We start from the raw sequence: 18,503 nt of genomic DNA on the forward strand, positions 1-18,503 counted from the left end.
TGCATTTAGTCGCGTTTTCAGCGACGGAATTTTCGCGCCCTACGTTAAACGGCTTGATGACCTGATCTGGATAGTTGGAATAATGCGGAAATTTGTGAGTTTGCTGGTGGCCGTCGGGCTTTTGTTCGGGGCGTATGCCATCACCTTTGGCCTGCCCGGCACGGATGCCACAAGCGAGGCGGCGCAGCCTCAATCCGCGGCGGGTGGGCGCACTGCAGGTGGCCCCCCTGGGGCCGGGCGTACACGGGGGGCGACTTCGGTGGTGACGACCGCGTTGAAACAACGCCCCTACGAGGTGACTTTATACGCGACCGGCACGGCCTCCTCTTTGCGCAGTGCGGATGTGGTGACTGAAACCGCCGGTACAGTGGTCGAAACCCGACTGACCGCGAACCGCGACGTTGAACAGGGCGAAGTCCTTGTGCGGTTGGATGCGCGGACCCAAGAGCTGAACCTTGAAATCGCGCGCGCCAATTTGCAGCAGGCAACCGATACGGTCGACCGCTATGACCGGCTGCGGGCCGGCGGCAATTCCACCATTACCGATGTCGCACAGTCAGAGGCGCGCGTGGCCCAGCAACTGGCCGATGCCGAGGTGGGTCTGGCCGAAGTCGCGCTGGAAGACCGCACCATTCGCGCGCCCATCTCGGGGCGTTTGGGGCTTAGCGAGGTTGAGGTCGGCGACATTCTCGGCGCGAATGACGTGATTGCGACGATTGACCAGACCGAAACGCTCGTGGTCGAATTCGAACTGCCCGAACGCGCTATTGGCGTGTTGGGGCAGGCGCATGAGGTGCTGGTCTCTACCTCTGCCTTTGTAGGCAGGTCGATCACCGGAGAGATCCTTTCGTTCGACAGCAGGATCGATGCGGTCACGCGCTCGGTCACGGTGAAGGCCAAGATCGACAATGCGGAACGCATCCTCTGGCCGGGCATGACCTTTGCGGTGCGCCTGCTGCATGAAAGCGAACCGCTGCCGGTCTTGCCATCGACCGCGGTGACGTGGTCGCGCATGGGGCCTGCGGTCTGGGTCGATGACGGCGGGACGGCGGTGCGGGTGCCGATCACGATCCTTTACCGTAAAAACGAATTCGTCTGGGTCGAGGCCGACATCGCCGATGGCGCGATGGTCGTAACCGAAGGCGCGCAAAAACTGCGGGACGGGGCGAAAATCACGGCGGTCGGTGCCGAGACTGAAAAGGCACCGTCATGAGCGATACCCCTGCAAAGCCCCGTGGCGGGCTCGCCGATCTATTCGTCTCGCGGCCGATTTTCGGGATCGTCATCAACCTGCTGATCCTGATCGCAGGTCTCGCGGCGCTTGTGGCTGTGGACGTGCGGGAAATGCCCGACGTTGACCAGCCGGTTCTATCCGTGCGCACCACCTATGAAGGCGCGGTGCCCGCAACCGTCGACCGTGAGGTGACGCAGGTGCTTGAGGATGCCCTGAGCGCGCTTGAGGGGTTATCCTATATGGAATCCACCTCGACCACGGGGTCGAGCCGGATCACCATTGATCTGTCCGAAGGCACCGATGTCGATGTCGCGGCAAATGAGGCGCGCGAGATCGTTTCGTCCACGTTGCGCGACCTGCCCGATGATATCGAGGATGATCCGACCGTGACCAAAAGCGACAGCAACGCGGATGCGATCATCCGGCTGGCGCTCATGGGCGACGCGAGCCTTGATGCGTTGACCGAGCTGGCCGAGGGCGTCGTCTATGACCGGCTGTCCACTATCGACGGCATTGCAGAGGTCACCCTGCGCGGCGAACAACCCAACGAGTTCCGCGTGACGCTGGATATGCCCGCGTTGCTTAGTCGGGGGATGACCCTGTTCGATGTCTCTGACGCGCTGGCAGCGCTGCGCGATGACACGCCGCTGGGATCGCTGGATTCAGATGCGCAAACCTTGGCGCTGCGGGTCGGCAACGCGAATGTCACTGTTGATACCGTGGGCCAGATCCCGATTGATGCGAATACGCGCGTTTCTGACGTGGCGTTCGTGCGGCTGCTGCCGGAAGAGGACGCCGTGCTGACCCGCGTGAACGGGCAGACCGCCGTGGGCATGGACATCACGCGGCAATCCGTGGGCAACACGCTGTCGATCTCGGAAGATGTTGCCGTTGCGGTGGCTGATCTGCAATCGGCGCTGCCTGACGGCGTTCGGCTTTTCGTGACCTCTGACGACGGGACATTCATCAGAGGGTCTTTGACCGAGGTGATGAAATCCATCGCTTTGGCGACGGGGATTGTGGTTGTGGTGATCTTTGCCTTTCTACGCTCCCCCCGTGCGGTGATGATCCCGGCGGTGACCATTCCGGTGTCGCTGGTGGGCACGGTCGCCGCGATCTGGCTGACGGGGTTCTCGGTCAATACCATCAGCCTGCTGGCGCTGGTGCTGGCAACGGGGATGGTGGTGGATGACGCGATTGTCGTGATCGAGAATATCGTGCGCAAACGTAAACAGGGAATGGGGGCTTTTGCAGCCGCGGCGGCGGGCACGAACGAGGTGTTCTTTGCCGTGATCTCTACCACGGCGACGCTGGCGGCGGTGTTTATCCCGATCTCTTTCCTGCCCGGTCAGGCCGGCGGGGTGTTCAGCGAGTTCGGCTTTGTGCTGGCCTTTGCTGTCACGCTGTCGTCCATCACCGCGCTGACTCTGGCACCGGTTCTAGCGGCCTTTCTTGATCCGGGGAAATCCGCGCTTGAGGCAACGGCAAAGCCGCAAGGCTGGGCCGGGCGGATGTTCGACACGGTGATGGACAAAGCCATTCGCATGCCGTTGGTGGTGCTGGGGGCGGCGGGGGCCTTTGTGATCGTGGCGGCGGGCGCGGCGGGTACTTTGCCCTCTGCCATCACGCCCGACGAGGATCGCGGGTTCTTTCTGGTACAGGCGCGCGGCGCCTCTGATACCACGATCGACTACCTTGATACCCAGGTTGATCAGGTCGAAGAGATCCTGACCCCCTATCAGGAAAGCGGCGAGGTTACCTCGGTTCAAAGCATCGTTGGCGTCGGCGGTGGCACCAGCGCCTTCATCATCGTGCGGCTCGATGACTGGAGCAATCGTGACCGCAGCCAATCCGCACTGGTCGCCGAGATCAGCGGCAAGCTGGCGCGGGTGCCCGGCGTTCAGGCCAGTGCGCGGGGAACCAACAGCCTCAATATCCGCGGCGGCGGGCAGGGCTTGCAATTCGCGGTGACGGGCAAGGACATCGCGGCGATGACCACGGCAACCGAGGCTTTGGTCGCGGCGATGGCGCAGGATGAGGCGTTTTTGAACCCGCAACTTTCCAACGACGCGGTGCAGGCGCAATACGAGGTCCGCGTTGATCCCGAAATGGCGAGCGTCTTTGGCCTGACAGAAGGCCGAGATCACCCAGACCATCGGCGCAATGACCCAAGGCAAGGTCGCCGTCACCGTCTTTGCAGACGAGATCGAGACGGATGTGAATGTCGTGCCCGGTGGCCCGCCGATCGATGACCCGTCTGATCTTGATAACATCCAGCTGCAGTTGCCCGGCGGTGCCTATGTGCCCCTGTCCGCGGCGGCAGAGCTGGTGCCCGTGGTCAGCCAGTCCACGCTCGAACGGCAGGGCGGGTCGCTGGCGGTGTCGGCGCAGGCGAACCTGAACGACGGTATCGATCTTAGCGTCGCGATGAACCGTCTGACGGCGATTGCCGATAGCGTGCTGCCCGACGGGATGGGGATCATCTTTACCGGCGAGGCGGCGACGCTGAGCGACAGCCAGACAGAGATGTATATGGTGTTCGGCGTCGCGTTGGTGGTGGTGTTCCTTGTGCTGGCCGCGCAGTTCGAAAGCATCGCCAGCGCTGTCGTCATCATGCTGACCGTGCCCTTTGGTCTGGCGGCGGCGCTTTTCGCGATCTCGCTTAGCGGTGGATCGTTGAACTACTACAGTCAGATCGGGCTGGTAATGTTGATCGGGGTGATGGCGAAGAATGGTATCTTGATCGTCGAATTTGCCAATCAGTTGCGCGAGGCGGGGCAGGATATCGACAGCGCCATCCGGGACGCGCTGCGTCTGCGGATCCGTCCGGTGATGATGACGATGGTATCGACCGTCTTTGGCGGCTTGCCGTTGATCCTGACCTCGGGCGCGGGGGCCGAAGCGCGCATCGCCGTGGGCTGGGTGATCGTGGGCGGGCTTGGGTTTGCCACCATCTTCACCCTATTCCTCACGCCGGTGTTCTACCGCTATGTGGCGGTCTGGGGGGCAGAGCCGGGGATGGCATCAAAACGTCTGACCCGCGAGGCGGCGGTCTGACGAAAACCGCGGGGCCGGTCGCAAAGAACCGGCCCCGCGTTGGTATGCTTCTGACGGTGCGAGACGGGTGTTCGCCCCTTCGCCCCGCAACAATCAGTCGATATGGGTGACCAGCGTTTCCGCGGATTTGCGTACCTTTTTCATCGGGGCCAGCCAGTCGGATTCCGCGTCGCGGTAGCCCAGAGGCAGCAGGATCACCGACCGCAGGCCGCGCTCTTTAAGGCCCAGAATCTCGTCTACCTTCGCTGGGTCGAAACCCTCCATCGGGGTGCTGTCGACCTCTTGTTCAGCGGCGGCAACCAGTGCCACCCCAAGCGCGATATAGGCCTGACGCGCGGCATGGGCGTAGTTTACCTCGGCATCGCGGGGCAGGTAGTTGTTTTTCAGGTTCTCGTAATAGGCGCTGAGCAAGGGCAGGTCGCCACGGGCTTCGACATTCAGATCGGTGACCGCGTCGATGCGGTCTTTGGTGTAGTTATCCCACGCCGCGAATACCAGCAGATGCGACCCTTCGGTGATCTGGGTCTGGTCGCTGGCGGCTTTCTGGATCTGCGCCAGCTTGTCGGGGTTGGTTACGACCAGCAGCTCGAAGGGCTGGGTGCCGCTTGAGGTGGGGGTCATGCGGATGGCTTCGACGATGGTGTCGACTTTTTCCTGAGGGACTTTCTTGGACGGGTCCATCTTCTTGGTCGCATAGCGCCAGTTCAACTGCTCTAGTAGGGTGCTGGTCATCGTGATCATCCTGTTTTTGGCCGCTCGGGGCGGCGTGTGTACCGGCGCGATGTAGGAAACCCCGCGCCCCAACACAAGGAGACCGGCGCAATTCGCACCGGTCTTAGTTGGTGTAAGGGCGTCAGGTCAGGGTCAGATCGACCGGCCCGCCCCGTCCCAGTAGGGCGCGCGCAGGCGGGGTTTGAAGATCTTGCCGCTGTCTTCGCGGGGCAGGGCCTCGTGGAAATCGACGATCCGAGGCGCTTTGAATCGGGCCAGTTTGCCGTCAAGGAAATCCAGCACCTTCTGTTTGTCGGCGCTGTGCCCATCGGCCAGTTCAACCGCCGCGACGATCTGTTCGCCAAATTCGGGGTCAGGCGCGCCAAAGACGGCGACATCGCGGATGAAAGGCGCGCGCATCAGCACCGCTTCGATCTCGGCGGGAAAGATATTGGCCCCGCCCGAGATGATCATGTCTTTCTTGCGATCCGTGATGAACAGGAACCCGTCGTCATCCACCGATCCCAGATCCCCGACAGAGAAATGCCCGTGCTTTTCAGCCGAGGCGCGGCTTTCGGGATCGTTGGAATAGTCGAACCCGCCGAAGGCATCCATGCGGGCATAGATCTCGCCCACCTGACCGGCGGGCAGCTCGTTCCCATCGGGGTCAAGGATCATCAACGTGCCGCCCATCTGCATCCGCCCTGCGGTGCCAGGCCGTGCCAAAGCATCTGCCGAGGATACCATCGTCATGAACCCGATCTCTGTCGCGCCGTAGCTTTCCCAGAACACAGGCCCCCACCAGTCGATCATCGCAACTTTCAAGTCATGTGGCCACGGTGACCCCGTTGAGACGCAGAATTCCACCGAGGACAGGTCATATTTCGCCTTCACCTCTTGGGGGAGCTTCAGCATCCGGCTCATCATGGTGGGGACCAGATAGATATGGGTAATGCGCTGAGCCTCGATCGTGGCAAGGAAGCTTTCGGGGTCGAACTTGGGCGCGACAAAGGTCGATACGCCCGGGGTGACCAGCGCGGCAGAGGTCAGCGTTGACGGTGCCGAGTGATAAATCGGCGCGGCCGTAAAGAACCGCGAGCCGGGTTTGAGCTGCAACATCTCGGTGCCTACACGTGAAAGCACCTCTTCAAAGTCGCGCTTGGGCCCGCCCCCCAAACGCCGCACGCCCTTGGGCTTGCCGGTCGAGCCCGAGGTATAGCGCATCAGCGGGCGCATCATCTCGCGCGGGTTGATAGGGTCGGCAGCCTCTACCAGCGCGGACCATTCCGGTGTCTCGGGGTCGGTCTTTGCGGCGGCGTCATCAATGCCATAGGCTTGACGCAGCGCGGTATCAGGGGTGACCGCGATGACCGTGCGCCCTTCGAGAGCGGGACGCAGCGCGTCGATCAGATCACGGTGGATGATCACGAACTGTGCGCCGCTGTCGTCGCAAATGGCGCCGGCCTCTTCTGCCGCAGCGTGCCAGTTCTGCGCCACGATGACCGTGCCCGCCATCGCCGCCGCGCGCATGACCTCGAGCTGGGTCAGATCGTTGCGCATGATCAGCGCCACAGGCACATCCGCCCCCGCCCCCAGACGCGTGAGCGCTGCAGCGCCCTGTGCCGCGCGCTGTTCAAACGCTTCTCGTGCAAGCTTGCGATCAAAATCCGCAATCACCGTATCCGACATTAGATGTACTCCCATCGTGCCAATGCCTGCCCGCCACCTTCGGGCGGGCAAGTTGTTTCGTTCCCTTACGCTAAGGTAACCTTACTTTGGGGAAGGGTCCATCGGGGGCCATCGCGCGACGTTACGGCAGAGCGGATTTCTCTTAGGTGAATCGGCACTTGACGGCTATACCGGAAATATATTCTGTTTTTCACAGATGTCTTGGGAGGGATAATCGTGGATGTACTGATTTCGGTCGTCTTGCCGCTTGGCTTGGCGTTTATCATGTTTACCTTGGGTGTCGGGCTGACACCTGCGGATTTCGCCCGCGTCGGGCAGCGGCCGCTCGCGTTTTTCATCGGGGCGCTGAACCAAAGCATCCTGCTGCCGCTCGTGACCTTTATCTGTGTGCTGGCCTTTGGCATCCGCGCGGAAATGGCCGTGGGGTTCATGATCCTGGCGGCCTGCCCCGGTGGGGTGACCAGCAATGTGATCTCGAAGCTGGCGAAAGGGGATGTGGCGCTGTCGGTGTCGCTGACGGCGGTGATCAGCCTTGCCAGTGTGGTGACCGTGCCGCTGATTTTGGGCCTGTCGATGGGATATTTCATGGGCGATGCCGCGCCCGAGATCGATATCACCAAAACCGCTGTCACCATGTTTGCCCTGACGGTGGTGCCTGTCACGCTTGGCTTGGGGGCGCGGGCGGTGGCCCCTGCCGCGATGACCCGGGCCGAGCCGAAGCTGAGCGCGGTGGCGACGATCCTGTTTGCGGTGATCGTGCTGGCGGCGCTGGCGGCGAATTGGGCGCTGTTTGTGGAAAATATCGTGGTGATCGGGCCCGCGCTGCTGGTCTTGCTGGCCGCGCTGACCACCATCGGCTTTGCCGTGCCGCGGCTGCTTGGCCAGTCGGTGACCGAGGCCAAGACCATCTCGGTCGAGACGGGGGTGCAGAACAGTACCCTGGGGATCGCCGTCGCTGCGATCATTGTCGGCGGCGAGGGTGGGTTCACCGCCTATGCGCTGCCGTCGGCTGTTTACGGTATCCTGATGTATCTGATCATCCTGCCCGTCGTTTTGAAATACCGCCGCATCGGCACAGCGTAAGGAGCTTTGCATGAACACCTTCTGACGTAATTATCGTGGGCGGCGGTCTGGCCGGACTGGTCGCCGCAGCCGAACTGGCTGATCGTGGTAAACAGGTCACCATCATCGATCAGGAACCCGAAGCCTTTCTGGGCGGGCAGGCCTTCTGGTCGCTTGGCGGGCTGATGCTGATCGACAGCCCCGAACAGCGCCGGATGGGCATCAAGGACAGCCGCGAACTTGCGCTGCAAGACTGGATGGGATCGGCGCAGTTCGACCGGCCCGACGACGCGTGGCCGCGCAAATGGGCCGAGGCCTATGTCGATTTCGCCGCAGGCCCGATGCGCAGCTGGCTATACGATATGGGGATGCGGTGGTTTCCCGTCGTGGGATGGGCCGAACGCGGCGGCAGCTTTGGGTCGGGTCACGGCAATTCGGTGCCGCGCTTCCACCTGACCTGGGGTGTTGGGCCCGGAACGATGGAACCATTCGAACGCCGCGTGCGGGAACACGAACAGGCCGGTCGCATCACGCTGAAATTCCGCCATCGCTGTTCGCATATCATCATGGAAAACGGTGCCGCGGTCGGTGTCTCGGGCGAGGTGCTGGCGGCGGACGGGGCATCGCGCGGCCAAAAGACCAACCGTGATATCGCGGGCGATTTCGAACTGCGCGCGCCCTCTGTCGTTGTCACCTCTGGCGGGATCGGCGGAGATTTCGAGCTGGTGCGCAAGTCATGGCCGACGGCGCGCCTTGGCCCCGCCCCGAAAGAGATGATCGCCGGCGTACCCGCCCACGTCGACGGCCGCATGATCGCCATTAGCGAGGCGGCGGGCGGCCAGCTGATCAACAATGACCGCATGTGGCACTATACCGAGGGCGTGAAGAACTGGGACCCGATCTGGCCCAACCACGGTATCCGTATCCTGCCCGGACCGTCGTCGATGTGGTTTGACGCAAAGGGCAACCGCTTTCCCGCGCCGTCGCTGCCGGGGTTCGACAGTCTGGGGTCTTTGAAGATGATCCTTGATACGGGTTTTGATTACTCGTGGTTCATCACGACGCAGAAGATCGTGAAAAAGGAATTTGCCCTGTCAGGGTCAGAGCAGAACCCCGATTTCGCCGACAAAAGCTGGGTCAAAGTCTTGCAGCAGCGTATCCTGAACAAGGCCGCGACCCCCGCCGTCGAAGCCTTTAAGGAGCATGGCGAGAATTTTGTCGTCGCCCAAACGCTGCCCGAGCTCATCGCCAAGATGAACGGGATGGAGGGGAATGATCTGTTGTCGCTTGATAAGATCGAGGCCGAGATCAGGGCTCGCGACAGGCAGGTCGACAACAACTTTACCAAAGACGCGCAGATCATGGCGATCCATGCGGCGCGGAATTATCGCGGCGACAAGCTGCAACGCACGGCGAAACTGCACAAGATCCTCGACCCTGAAAACGGGCCGTTGATCGGGGTCAAGCTGAACATCATCACCCGCAAAACTCTGGGTGGGCTACATACAAATCTGGACAGTCAGATGCTGGATGCCTTCTGGCACGCCGATCCCGGGGCTCTTCGCGGCGGGCGAGGTCGCAGGGTTTGGCGGCGGTGGGTATCACGGGTATAACGCGCTTGAGGGGACGTTTCTGGGCGGCTGCATCTTTTCGGGGCGGCAAGCGGGGCGGGCGGATACCATCGCCTGACCCGCGGGCGCTAATCCGACAGGTATTGCGCCAGATAATGTTCAAGCACTTTGGTCAGCTCTTGCGAATAGGGGCGAGAGCTGCGCCGATCCGCCTGCGCCGCGACCAGATCTTCCATCGCGAGGGAGATCTGGATCGTGGTCTTGGCCACCACCACCGGATCGCCGCCCTGAAACCCGTCGGCGCCGCGCTCCCATCTGTTGCATAGAAAGCGGACCAGATCGTCGTGGTCGTCATCCTCGATCGCGAGCGGCCCGCGTTTCGTCGCGAAATGCAGCAGGAGCGGGCGGTAGTAGGGATGCCGCGCCAGATAGCTGCGCTGCACTTCCAGCACGGCACGCAACCGGTCCCGCCATGTCGTATGGGCGTGAACATCGTCAAGGCTGGCGAAAAGCTTGGCGCGTAATTCGTTGGCGGTCTGCGAATAGAGCTCAAGCAGCACGTCATCCAGCGTGGGAAAATACCGATAGATAGAGCTGACAGGCACCTCGGCACGGGTCGCGATGGCGGTGGTGGTCAGGTCTTGCAACCGGTTCTCGGCCAATAGCGCGGCCGTGGCGTTCAGGATGACATGCACGCGGGTCACCGCACGCGACTGGCGCGGCGTTTCACGGGTCCGCAGGGGGCCAAAGATGATCGGGACCATGGGTTTCCCTTTCTGCGCAGCGATGCGGGTTTCGGCAGTCCCTTAACGATAGGGGCGCAGAACCCCAAGCGTAAAGAGAGACGCTGCATCAAGCGACTGCCACGGACTGACCAATCAATCACATTTTGCGATCAGTTGGATAATTATAATCCGTTGGATTGATGTATCGGAATGGCCGATAGTGCACAGGTAACGACGACACTTAGGCACGCTATGACTGATACGACCCTCTCTGACCTTGTTCACGCCGATAAAACCACGCCATCGATCTGGCCGGGTCTGGCGCTTGCCGCCATGATCGCCGCGCTGGCCTTTGCGCTGCGGTATCTGCCGGGGGTGGGGATGCTGAGCCCGTTGATCCTCGCGATCCTTCTGGGGATGGCGCTGCGCAACACCCTTGGCACACCCGAGGTGGCGAAGGCAGGGCTTGCGATCAGCATGCGACCGGTGTTGCGGGCGGGGATTATCCTGATGGGGTTGCAGCTGACACTGGGGCAGGTTGCGGCTGTCGGCTGGGTGGGGGTCGCGGTGATCGCGCTGTCGCTGGTACTGACCTTCGGGTTCACCACATGGCTGGGCCGCGTGCTGGGGGTGGATGCCAAGCTGACGCAGTTGATCGCGGCGGGCACGTCGATCTGCGGGGCCTCTGCCGTGATCGCAACCAATACCGTCACCCGTGGCCGCGACGAAGACGTCGCCTATGCGGTGGCCTGCGTGACGATTTTCGGCTCGCTCTCCATGATCCTGCTGCCCTTGGCCGAAAGCTGGCTGACCCTTGGCCCGCGTGGCTTTGGCCTGTGGACCGGTGCGTCGATCCACGAGGTCGCCCAGGTCGTCGCCGCCGCCTTTCAGCGCGGAGAGGAGGCCGGCCAGTTCGGCACGATTGCCAAGCTCACGCGGGTGATGATGCTTGCCCCGATGATCCTGTGTCTGGGGGCGTTTGCCGCGCAGCGGCGTCAGGGGCAAGGCGGTGGCGGCAAGGCCCCGATCCCGTGGTTTGTTTTCGGCTTCATTGCGATGGTCGGCGTGGCCTCGACCGGCTGGGTGCCGCAGGCGGTGCTGGACCCCGCGACTGACGTGACGCAATTCTTGCTGGCGATGGCGCTTGCGGCGATGGGGCTGGAGACCGATCTGCGCAAACTTGCCGCGGCGGGGGGGCATCCGGCCTTGCTGGGGGCGGCGGCATGGGTTTTTATCATGGGGGTCAGCCTTGCGCTGATCATCCTGACGGGGGCTGCCTGATGACACTGGACCAGTTGCGCATTTTCGTTGCCGTGGCAGAGCGTGAACATATGACCCGCGCCGCCGAAGCATTGAACCAGACCCAAAGTGCGACCAGCGCTGCCATCGCCGCGCTGGAAGAGCGTCATAACCTGCGCCTTTTCGATCGTATCGGGCGGCGGATCGTGCTGACCGATGCGGGGCGCGATTTTCTGGGCGAAGCCCGCGCCGTTCTGGCCCGCGCCGCCATCGCCACACAGCGGCTGGATGATCTGGCGGGGGTGAAACGCGGCAGGCTGCGGCTGGCGGCAAGCCAGACGGTCGCGAACTACTGGCTGCCTGCGGTGATCGCGCTGTTCCGCGGGGCGCACCCCGAGATCGCGCTGACGGTGCGGATCGGCAACAGCGACGACGCTGCCCGCGCGGTCGAGGCATTGCAGGCTGACATCGCCATTATCGAGGGGGACTGCCACCTCACCACACTCCGCGCTAAGGCGGTGGCGGGGGACACGCTGCGGTTGGTGTTCCCAAGCGGTGCCGAGGGGGGCGATCTTTCGCCAGAACGTTTGCGCCAGACCCCTTGGATCCTGCGTGAAGCAGGGTCGGGCACACGCGACAGTTTTCTGCAGTGGCTCGGGCGGCAGGGTTTGGGGCTGGAGGATCTGGAAAGCACGCTAGAGCTTCCGTCAAACGAGGCGGTGTGTAGCGCGGTCGAAGCGGGCATCGGTGCCGCACTGCTGTCCGATCTGGTGGTCCGCCGGTCGATCGAGGCGGGGCGGATGGTCGACGTGCCCATCGACACCCCGCAACGACGGTTTCACATCCTGACCCATGCCGAACGCCAGTCAAGCGCGCTTGAGGCCCGGTTCATCCACCACGCCGAGACAAGCGCTTAAGCGCGCCTCCTAGATAAGCTTCTGCCGCGCATCGGGGACAGTGGCAGGTGCCATTTTGGCGGCCTGGATCATCGCGGTCTTACATCGCCACGCGGGCAAACGGATGACGGCGCGGCTGTGATCCACCTCTGCGTGAACTTCGAAATCGCCGCCGTGCATCACGGCATTCAACACCAAGGCTGTGACGGCAAGCTCGATCTGTTCGGCGTCCACATGCAGCGTATCCAGCATCACAGTATCACGAAGCGTGACCGTTTTGGCCGCCGCATCCGTGGTGGGGAACTGCAACCCTGCAACCGCGCTCAGGATCGCGCCAAGATCGCAGTTTTGTTCGTTCAACCGCAGCTCGCCGGTGCTGGCGTTACTATAAGACAGGATCGTTTCAATCAGTTTCGTCAGGTGATCCACCGACCGACGGGCCGAATGGATCAGCGTGGGGTTGGTGCCGGTGCTTGCTGTCGCCTCCAACAGCTTGAGACTGCCGAAAAGCACGGTCAGCGGCGTGCGCAGCTCGTGCCCGACCAAGGTCAGGAAGGTCGATTGCGCGGTTTTATCCTGCTGCACTTCGGGGGCTTCGGGTTGGCTCCGCTCTAGTGCGGCAACGACGATACGACCCAGATCGGTGAGCAGGGCAATCTGCTTTTCCGAAGGGTATTCATGGGGCTTCAGGTCTAGTGCGCACAAGCTGCCAAAGCGGTGACCGGAGGACAGGATAAGCGGCACACCCGCGTAATAGCGCGCCTCCGGCCCGCCCTTGGCGACCATCGGGTGCCGTTCAAAGCGGGCGTCCTTGCTGAGGTCGGGCACGATCATCGGCGCGTCCGACATAATGGTGTGCGCGCAAAAACCGGTGTCCTTGGGCATCGGGTCCAGATGCATGCCCACAACGGATTTATACCATTGGCTGTCCTCTTCGACCACGCTGATATGCGCAATCGGGCAGTCGAGCAGGGTGCGCGCCGCCTCGCATATCGTGTCAAACAGCGCTTCGTTTTGCGCGGTCAGTCCCGGAATGTCAAAAACGGCGCGCAGGCGGGCTTCTTCGTTAAAGGGGATCGGATAGGTTCTCATGCGGGGCTCCTTGGCTTTGGGTCAACTTGGTTAACAAATTGGGCATTCCTGCGGTCGCTTCGTGTCAGGACGGGGGGATAAGTAAGGTATGTTGACGTCACGGAAGTCACGGTGGGCCGTCCACACATATGGTGGTTTCCAATCGCGGCGTTCCCTCCTATCGTTGCATCAATACGCAGGGCGAAGGGGGCGGACCGATGACATCCCACGGGCATGATCACGATGGTGATCATTCACATCTGACTGAGACCGAGGCGCGGGTGAGGGCGCTGGAAAGCCTGCTGAGCGCCAAGGGCTACATCGACAGCGCGGCGGTGGACCGGATCATCCAGACCTACGAGACAAAGATCGGCCCGCGTAACGGCGCGCATGTGGTGGCGAAATCATGGGTCGAGCCCGAATTCGAGGCTTGGCTGCGGCGCGATTCCTCTGCGGCGATCCATTCGCTTGGTTATCATTCCCGTCAGGGCGAGCATATCGAAGCGGTGTTCAACTCGGACGAGGTGCATCATCTGGTCGTCTGCACGCTGTGCTCTTGCTACCCGTGGTCGGTGCTGGGGCTGCCGCCGACATGGTATAAATCACCTCCCTTCCGGTCGCGGGCGGTGATTGATCCGCGTGGGGTGCTGGCGGAGTTTGGCGTGAACCTTGATCCGGCAACGCGGGTCGAGGTGCATGATTCAACCGCCGAGATCCGCTATCTCGTGATCCCGCAGCGCCCTGCGGGAACCGAAGGCTATGGGATGGAACAGTTGGCCGATCTGGTGACCCGCAATGCGATGATCGGGACAGGGCTGGCGCGCGCGCCGCAGGTGGCATCATGAACGGCGGCGCGGACCTTGGCGGGATGATGGGCTTTGGCCCTGTGGTGCAAGAAGAGGACGAACCGCTGTTTCACGCCCCCTGGGAGGCCCGCGCGCTTGGTATCGTGGTGGCGCTTGGGGCCTGCGGGCAGTGGAATATCGACGCTGCGCGATACGCGCGCGAAGATATGCATCCGGGCGATTATACCCGCACGCCCTATTACGCGATCTGGCTGAAAGCGGCCAAGCGGTTGATGGTGGAAAAGGGGATGCTCACCGAGGCAGAGATCGCGCAATCAATGCCGCTGACCCCCGCCGCGCCGATCAAACGCAAGCTTGCTGCCGAAGATGTCGACGCCATGTTGGCGGCGGGTGGTCCGGCGGACCGACCCGCGACAGGGACCCCGGCGTTTGCCGTCGGAGATCAGATCAGAACGATCAACAACCACCCCACAACCCACACCCGCATGGCACGCTATGCCCGCGACAAGATCGGTACGATCACCAAGGTGCACGGGTTTCAGGTCTTTCCCGATAGCAATGCGCAAGGGCAGGGCGAGGATCCGCAATGGCTGTATCAAGTGGCCTTTTCGGCGCGCACGCTTTGGGGCGATCAGGCGCGCGCGGATGACAGCGTGACCCTTGATCTGTGGGAACCCTATCTGAGGACCGTATCATGACCCTGCCCGATCTTTCGCTTTTGCCCGATATTGCGTTGTCGGATGATGAACCGGTGTTTGACGCACCGTGGCAGGCGCAGGCCTTTGCGATGGCGGTGTCCCTGCATCAATCGGGGGCCTTCACATGGGCCGAATGGGCGCAAGCGCTGACCGCAGAGGTGCATTCAGGGACAGAGCGTGACTACTACCAGCACTGGCTGACCGCGTTGGAAAAGATTGTGGCGCAGAAGCAGCTGACAACGGCGGGCGAGCTGGCGGCTACGAAAGAGGCGTGGCACGAAGCGGCGGCGCGGACGCCTCACGGGCAAGCTATCACGTTGTGAAGGGCTCCGGCGCAGGAAACTCCGCGCCGGAGACTATGTCTTAGCGACCGACCCAATCGGGCAGGAACATCACGATATCGGGCACGGCGATCAACGCCGCGACGATCAGCAGATCAACGATGACGAACCAGAACACGCCCTTGAAGATCGTGGACAGCGACGCGGTATTGCCGACCACACCTTTGATCACAAAGACATTCATCCCCATGGGCGGCGTGATCATCCCGATCTCGAGCAGCTTGACCAGCACCACACCGAACCACAGCAGGCTATAGCCCGTCTCTTCGACGATGGGCAGAACGATAGGCAAGGTCAGCAGCATCGCACCGACGGGCTCCAGCATCATGCCAAGCGCTAGATAGACGCAAACGATGCCGATCATGATCAACAGTGGCGCGGCACCAAAGCCCAGGATCGCATCGGACAGCGCGTCCCCGATCCCCGACAGCGCCAGAAAGCGTGTCAGTAGACTGGCACCCACGGCGATGATCAGCAAAGCGGCGGTGGTGGTCAGCGTTTCGGTGATCGCCATGCGCAGCGCCTTGAACGTCAGCGTGCGGTACAGCAGGGCGACAATGGTCGACAGCATGGCCCCGATGGCACCCGCTTCGGTCGGGGTGAACGCCCCGCCAAACAGGCCCGCGAACACACCGATCACGATCAGCAGCACCGGCCATGTCTGACCCAATGCCTTGATCTTTTCCGCGCGCGTCGCGCTGATCTGGACCGGAGGCGCGAGATCAGGATTTATCTTCACCCGCACGAGGATCAGCACGATATAGGCGACCAACGTGATCACCCCGACCACCAGACCACCCAAGAACAGCGCGCTGACCGACTGGCGCGAGATGATGCCGTAGAGGATCATCAGGATCGATGGCGGGATCAGGGCACCAATGGTCCCCGCCGCGGCAACGGTGCCCGTCGCCAGTTCGGGGCTGTACCGGTGACGCACCATTTCAGGCACCGCGATCTTACCCATCGCCGCAGAGCAGGCGACCGATGATCCGGTCACAGCGGCAAAACCCGCGCAGCCAAAGACCGACGCAATCGCAAGGCCGCCCGGCAGGCTCGACAGCCAGATCTGCGCAGCGTTGAACAGCCCCTGCGTCAGCCTTGTGTGATAACAGATGAACCCCATGAACAAGAAGGCGGGGATAGAGCTCAGCACCCACGAATTGGCAAAGCTATAGGGCACGATCCCGAGGCTACCCCAGGCGATGTTCCAGTTGAACATGGACCAAAGCCCGCCAAAGGACACGGCGATCAGCGAGATGCCAATCGGGATACGCATCAGGATCATCGCCAGCAGGATCGCGATAAAGATGCCTGCGATTTGTAACTCGGTCATTGTGCGTCTCCGCCGGCTAGATAGGGGTCTTCAACCTGCAAGGCGTTCAACCCGTGGGGGCGGCCGGTAAGGTGACAGATGAATTTCCACGCGGCGACGATCGACATCAGGCCAAAGCCCAAGGGGAGCGCCAGATAGGTGGGCCATGTGGTCACCTTGCCGCCTGCCTCGATCGAATAGGAGCCGCCGATAAATTTCGCCAAAGCCTCGTCTCCGGTGCGGATCGCGACGGTGGCGGTCACGATGCAGGTCAGCAGCAAGGCCAGCCCCGCGAGAAAGCTTTGTACTTTTGTGGGAAACCTTTCGACCAGCAGTTCAACCGCGATGTGGCTGTCGTTTTGCTCAACAGCGGCGAGAGGCAGAAAGGCGATCGCGACCATATAAAAGGCCGAGACGTAAAGAATAGTAGAGTTCAGCGGCGTATCGAACGCAAAGCGCATGACCACGTCGATGGTGACATGGGCAACCAGCATCAGAACAATGATACCAGCCAGCGAAGCGGTCAACGTGATCACCGCAGAGATCACTGACGCGATAAGTTTCATCGGAGTATCCGTTTGCAAAAGGGGCCGTCGGGGGGCCACGCGCATCGGCGCGGCACCCCGTTGTGATCAGCGGATGGGCGGCTTACTGCGCGTAAGTCGCTGGGTCCACTTTGGAAATCACCTGATCCCAGATCACTTGGTTCAACGCGTCAGCGCTTTCCACGTCGACCACCAGATCGTTCCACTTGGCCAACAGGGGCTCGAAATCGGCGGCGATTTCATCGGCCCGCGCAACGTCATAAGTGTCTTTGAACAGGGCGGAAACGGTCTTGAGATCCTGACGCCCGAATTCTTTCACCGCTTCCAGCAGTTCAGGATCGGCCTCGTGGATGTTGATGCCCGCACCGCGCGCATGTTCGATCGCCGCGTTGTCGTCAGTGTAGAAGTTCCACGTAGTGTGTGCCGTCATCTGGCTGCCACCCCAGAGCAGGGCTTCACGCGATGCGTCGTCCATGCCCTTCCAGCGGTCCGCATTCACGTTCGCCGAGGAAACGCCCGCAAAGACACCGCCGGGTACCGCCAGCGTGATGTCGGTGACGACCTCGTGCAGGTTGTAGTTTGTGAGCTCGGGCGCGGACAGCATGGCGCAGTCGATGATCCCTTGATCCAACGCTTCATAGGCTTCGGAAACGGGCAGACGCACGCCTTGAGCCCCGAAAGCTTCGGCGAAACGCACGAAACCCGCACCACCGGCACGCAGACGCAGACCGTTCAGATCCTCGACGGAGGTGACTTTGACGTCCTTGCACAGCAGGTTGTACAGCGGGGTCACACCGCCGCCGGTATAGACCTGATTTTGCGCGCTATATTCTTCCAGACACTCGGGGCATTTGGTGAAGGTGTACTCGACCATCGCGCCGGTGAAGGCCAGCGGCTCTTTACCTGTGGGTTCTTCAACAAGGTTCACCAGCAGGTTCATCTCGTGCAGGAAGAGGTTGGTGGAATATTCCGCCGGGTAGTAGGGCGGCAGCACAAAGCCGACATCCGCCAGACCGTCGCGCACACCGGGCGAGGTTTCAGGCAGGCTCAGCAGCGACATCGCGAAACCGGTGACGTCGACTTCACCGTCAGAGCGTTCGGCCACGGCTTCGGCATAGGCGTCAACCGCCAGACCGATCGCAGAGTTATTCGGATAGCCGTAGGCAAAGTTCAGACGCTCTTTCGCGCTGGCCTGACCGGCGATGGCAACAGCAGCGACCAATGCGGTGACTGCGACGGATGATTTATAAGTCATGTATGTCCTCCCAAACATATATTTCGGGTCACGCCACCGCGCAAAACGCGTGGTTGCTCCCTTGATTTTCGGTACTCGGTACAGCGTCCATTCCCACGGTCTGATGTGTTGAGCCTGTGATTTCCCGGCCCAACATTCCGAGTAGTATGTTACTCTCGTAACAGGGCGCGCAGGTGTCAATAGCTGTTGGTGATGTAAGTGCGCTAACGGATAATTACGGGGGGTCCGGTGACGCAACGGCTTGTCACAACCGTTTTTTTCGGCTCAGTATTCACGCCACACGGGCAAAAA

Annotated in this window: 16 protein-coding genes and 1 pseudogene; 10 read left to right on the plus strand and 7 right to left on the minus strand. The window is 61.8% G+C overall.

Features of this window, described 5'->3' with window-relative positions; translation table 11 throughout:
* The first annotated feature begins 82 nt into the window (after positions 1-82).
* The 3 genes from SJY36_RS16570 to SJY36_RS16580 are packed head-to-tail and all read left to right on the plus strand — an operon-like array spanning position 83 to position 4,291.
* Positions 83-1,213 carry an efflux RND transporter periplasmic adaptor subunit gene (locus tag SJY36_RS16570; protein WP_037967010.1) on the plus strand — a complete coding sequence of 377 codons (1,131 nt, stop codon included), beginning with the start codon at positions 83-85 and terminating at the stop codon, positions 1,211-1,213.
* Positions 1,210-3,486 carry an efflux RND transporter permease subunit gene (locus SJY36_RS16575; protein WP_386176613.1) on the plus strand — a complete coding sequence of 759 codons (2,277 nt, stop codon included), beginning with the start codon at positions 1,210-1,212 and terminating at the stop codon, positions 3,484-3,486. Before SJY36_RS16570 ends, SJY36_RS16575 begins: the two co-directional genes overlap by 4 nt.
* Positions 3,398-4,291, plus strand: a complete 894-nt coding sequence (locus SJY36_RS16580) for an efflux RND transporter permease subunit (RefSeq protein ID WP_386176614.1) — start codon at positions 3,398-3,400, stop codon at positions 4,289-4,291. The genes SJY36_RS16575 and SJY36_RS16580 overlap by 89 nt, the downstream gene beginning before the upstream one ends.
* 93 nt (positions 4,292-4,384) lie before the next feature.
* Here the strand turns inward: SJY36_RS16580 and SJY36_RS16585 are convergent, their stop codons facing one another.
* Together SJY36_RS16585 and SJY36_RS16590 are read right to left on the minus strand one after the other, a co-directional pair.
* Positions 4,385-5,032 (minus strand): NAD(P)H-dependent oxidoreductase, encoded by a 648-nt coding sequence (locus SJY36_RS16585; protein ID WP_288960228.1) that lies wholly within the window; start codon positions 5,030-5,032, stop codon positions 4,385-4,387.
* Positions 5,033-5,155: 123 nt separating this feature from the next.
* Complete coding sequence (locus SJY36_RS16590; RefSeq protein ID WP_386176615.1) at positions 5,156-6,706, minus strand: AMP-binding protein; 1,551 nt, start codon at positions 6,704-6,706, stop codon at positions 5,156-5,158.
* 201 nt (positions 6,707-6,907) lie between these two features.
* On the opposite strand from SJY36_RS16590, the gene SJY36_RS16595 reads away from it, so the two are divergent.
* Both SJY36_RS16595 and SJY36_RS16600 read left to right on the plus strand, forming a co-directional pair.
* Entirely contained in the window at positions 6,908-7,774 is an 867-nt protein-coding gene (locus SJY36_RS16595; RefSeq protein ID WP_386176616.1) for a bile acid:sodium symporter family protein, read from the plus strand.
* A gap of 29 nt (positions 7,775-7,803) precedes the next feature.
* A pseudogene (locus tag SJY36_RS16600) lies at positions 7,804-9,442 on the plus strand (FAD-binding dehydrogenase).
* 10 nt (positions 9,443-9,452) lie between these two features.
* On the opposite strand, the gene SJY36_RS16605 reads toward SJY36_RS16600, so the two are convergent.
* Entirely contained in the window at positions 9,453-10,088 is a 636-nt protein-coding gene (locus SJY36_RS16605; protein ID WP_037967003.1) for a TetR/AcrR family transcriptional regulator, read from the minus strand.
* Positions 10,089-10,301: 213 nt separating this feature from the next.
* Here SJY36_RS16605 and SJY36_RS16610 point away from each other — a divergent pair, with 213 nt between their 5' ends.
* Both SJY36_RS16610 and SJY36_RS16615 read left to right on the plus strand, forming a co-directional pair.
* A complete protein-coding gene (locus SJY36_RS16610; protein ID WP_051577626.1) occupies positions 10,302-11,330 on the plus strand; it encodes a YeiH family protein in 1,029 nt (342 codons plus the stop codon).
* Positions 11,330-12,205, plus strand: coding sequence for a LysR substrate-binding domain-containing protein (locus tag SJY36_RS16615; protein WP_386176617.1), 876 nt, complete (start codon positions 11,330-11,332; stop codon positions 12,203-12,205). Before SJY36_RS16610 ends, SJY36_RS16615 begins: the two co-directional genes overlap by 1 nt.
* Positions 12,206-12,214: 9 nt before the next feature.
* Here SJY36_RS16615 and SJY36_RS16620 read toward each other — a convergent pair whose 3' ends face one another.
* Positions 12,215-13,276: a histidine kinase dimerization/phospho-acceptor domain-containing protein gene (locus tag SJY36_RS16620; RefSeq protein WP_386176618.1), complete on the minus strand. Its 1,062-nt coding sequence runs from the start codon at positions 13,274-13,276 to the stop codon at positions 12,215-12,217.
* A 197-nt stretch (positions 13,277-13,473) separates the two neighbouring features.
* Between SJY36_RS16620 and nthA the strand changes: the two genes are divergently transcribed.
* The 3 genes from nthA to SJY36_RS16635 are packed head-to-tail and all read left to right on the plus strand — an operon-like array spanning position 13,474 to position 15,082.
* Positions 13,474-14,100, plus strand: a complete 627-nt coding sequence (gene nthA / locus SJY36_RS16625) for a nitrile hydratase subunit alpha (RefSeq protein ID WP_037967000.1) — start codon at positions 13,474-13,476, stop codon at positions 14,098-14,100.
* Entirely contained in the window at positions 14,097-14,759 is a 663-nt protein-coding gene (nthB, locus tag SJY36_RS16630) for a nitrile hydratase subunit beta (RefSeq protein WP_386176619.1), read from the plus strand. Before nthA ends, nthB begins: the two co-directional genes overlap by 4 nt.
* Positions 14,756-15,082, plus strand: coding sequence for a nitrile hydratase accessory protein (locus SJY36_RS16635; RefSeq protein WP_037966998.1), 327 nt, complete (start codon positions 14,756-14,758; stop codon positions 15,080-15,082). Before nthB ends, SJY36_RS16635 begins: the two co-directional genes overlap by 4 nt.
* 40 nt (positions 15,083-15,122) lie before the next feature.
* Here SJY36_RS16635 and SJY36_RS16640 read toward each other — a convergent pair whose 3' ends face one another.
* The 3 genes from SJY36_RS16640 to SJY36_RS16650 all read right to left on the minus strand — a co-directional run bounded on the left by SJY36_RS16640 (position 15,123) and on the right by SJY36_RS16650 (position 18,212).
* On the minus strand, positions 15,123-16,433 hold the full coding sequence (locus SJY36_RS16640; RefSeq protein ID WP_386176620.1) for a TRAP transporter large permease: 1,311 nt from the start codon (positions 16,431-16,433) through the stop codon (positions 15,123-15,125).
* Positions 16,430-16,978: a TRAP transporter small permease gene (locus tag SJY36_RS16645; RefSeq protein WP_009824216.1), complete on the minus strand. Its 549-nt coding sequence runs from the start codon at positions 16,976-16,978 to the stop codon at positions 16,430-16,432. The genes SJY36_RS16640 and SJY36_RS16645 overlap by 4 nt, the downstream gene beginning before the upstream one ends.
* Before the next feature lie 82 nt (positions 16,979-17,060).
* Positions 17,061-18,212 (minus strand): C4-dicarboxylate TRAP transporter substrate-binding protein, encoded by a 1,152-nt coding sequence (locus tag SJY36_RS16650; protein WP_037966997.1) that lies wholly within the window; start codon positions 18,210-18,212, stop codon positions 17,061-17,063.
* Positions 18,213-18,503: the final 291 nt, after the last annotated feature.

Origin of the sequence: Sulfitobacter sp. R86518 (assembly GCF_042466275.1) — a bacterium.
GTDB lineage: Bacteria > Pseudomonadota > Alphaproteobacteria > Rhodobacterales > Rhodobacteraceae > Sulfitobacter > Sulfitobacter pontiacus.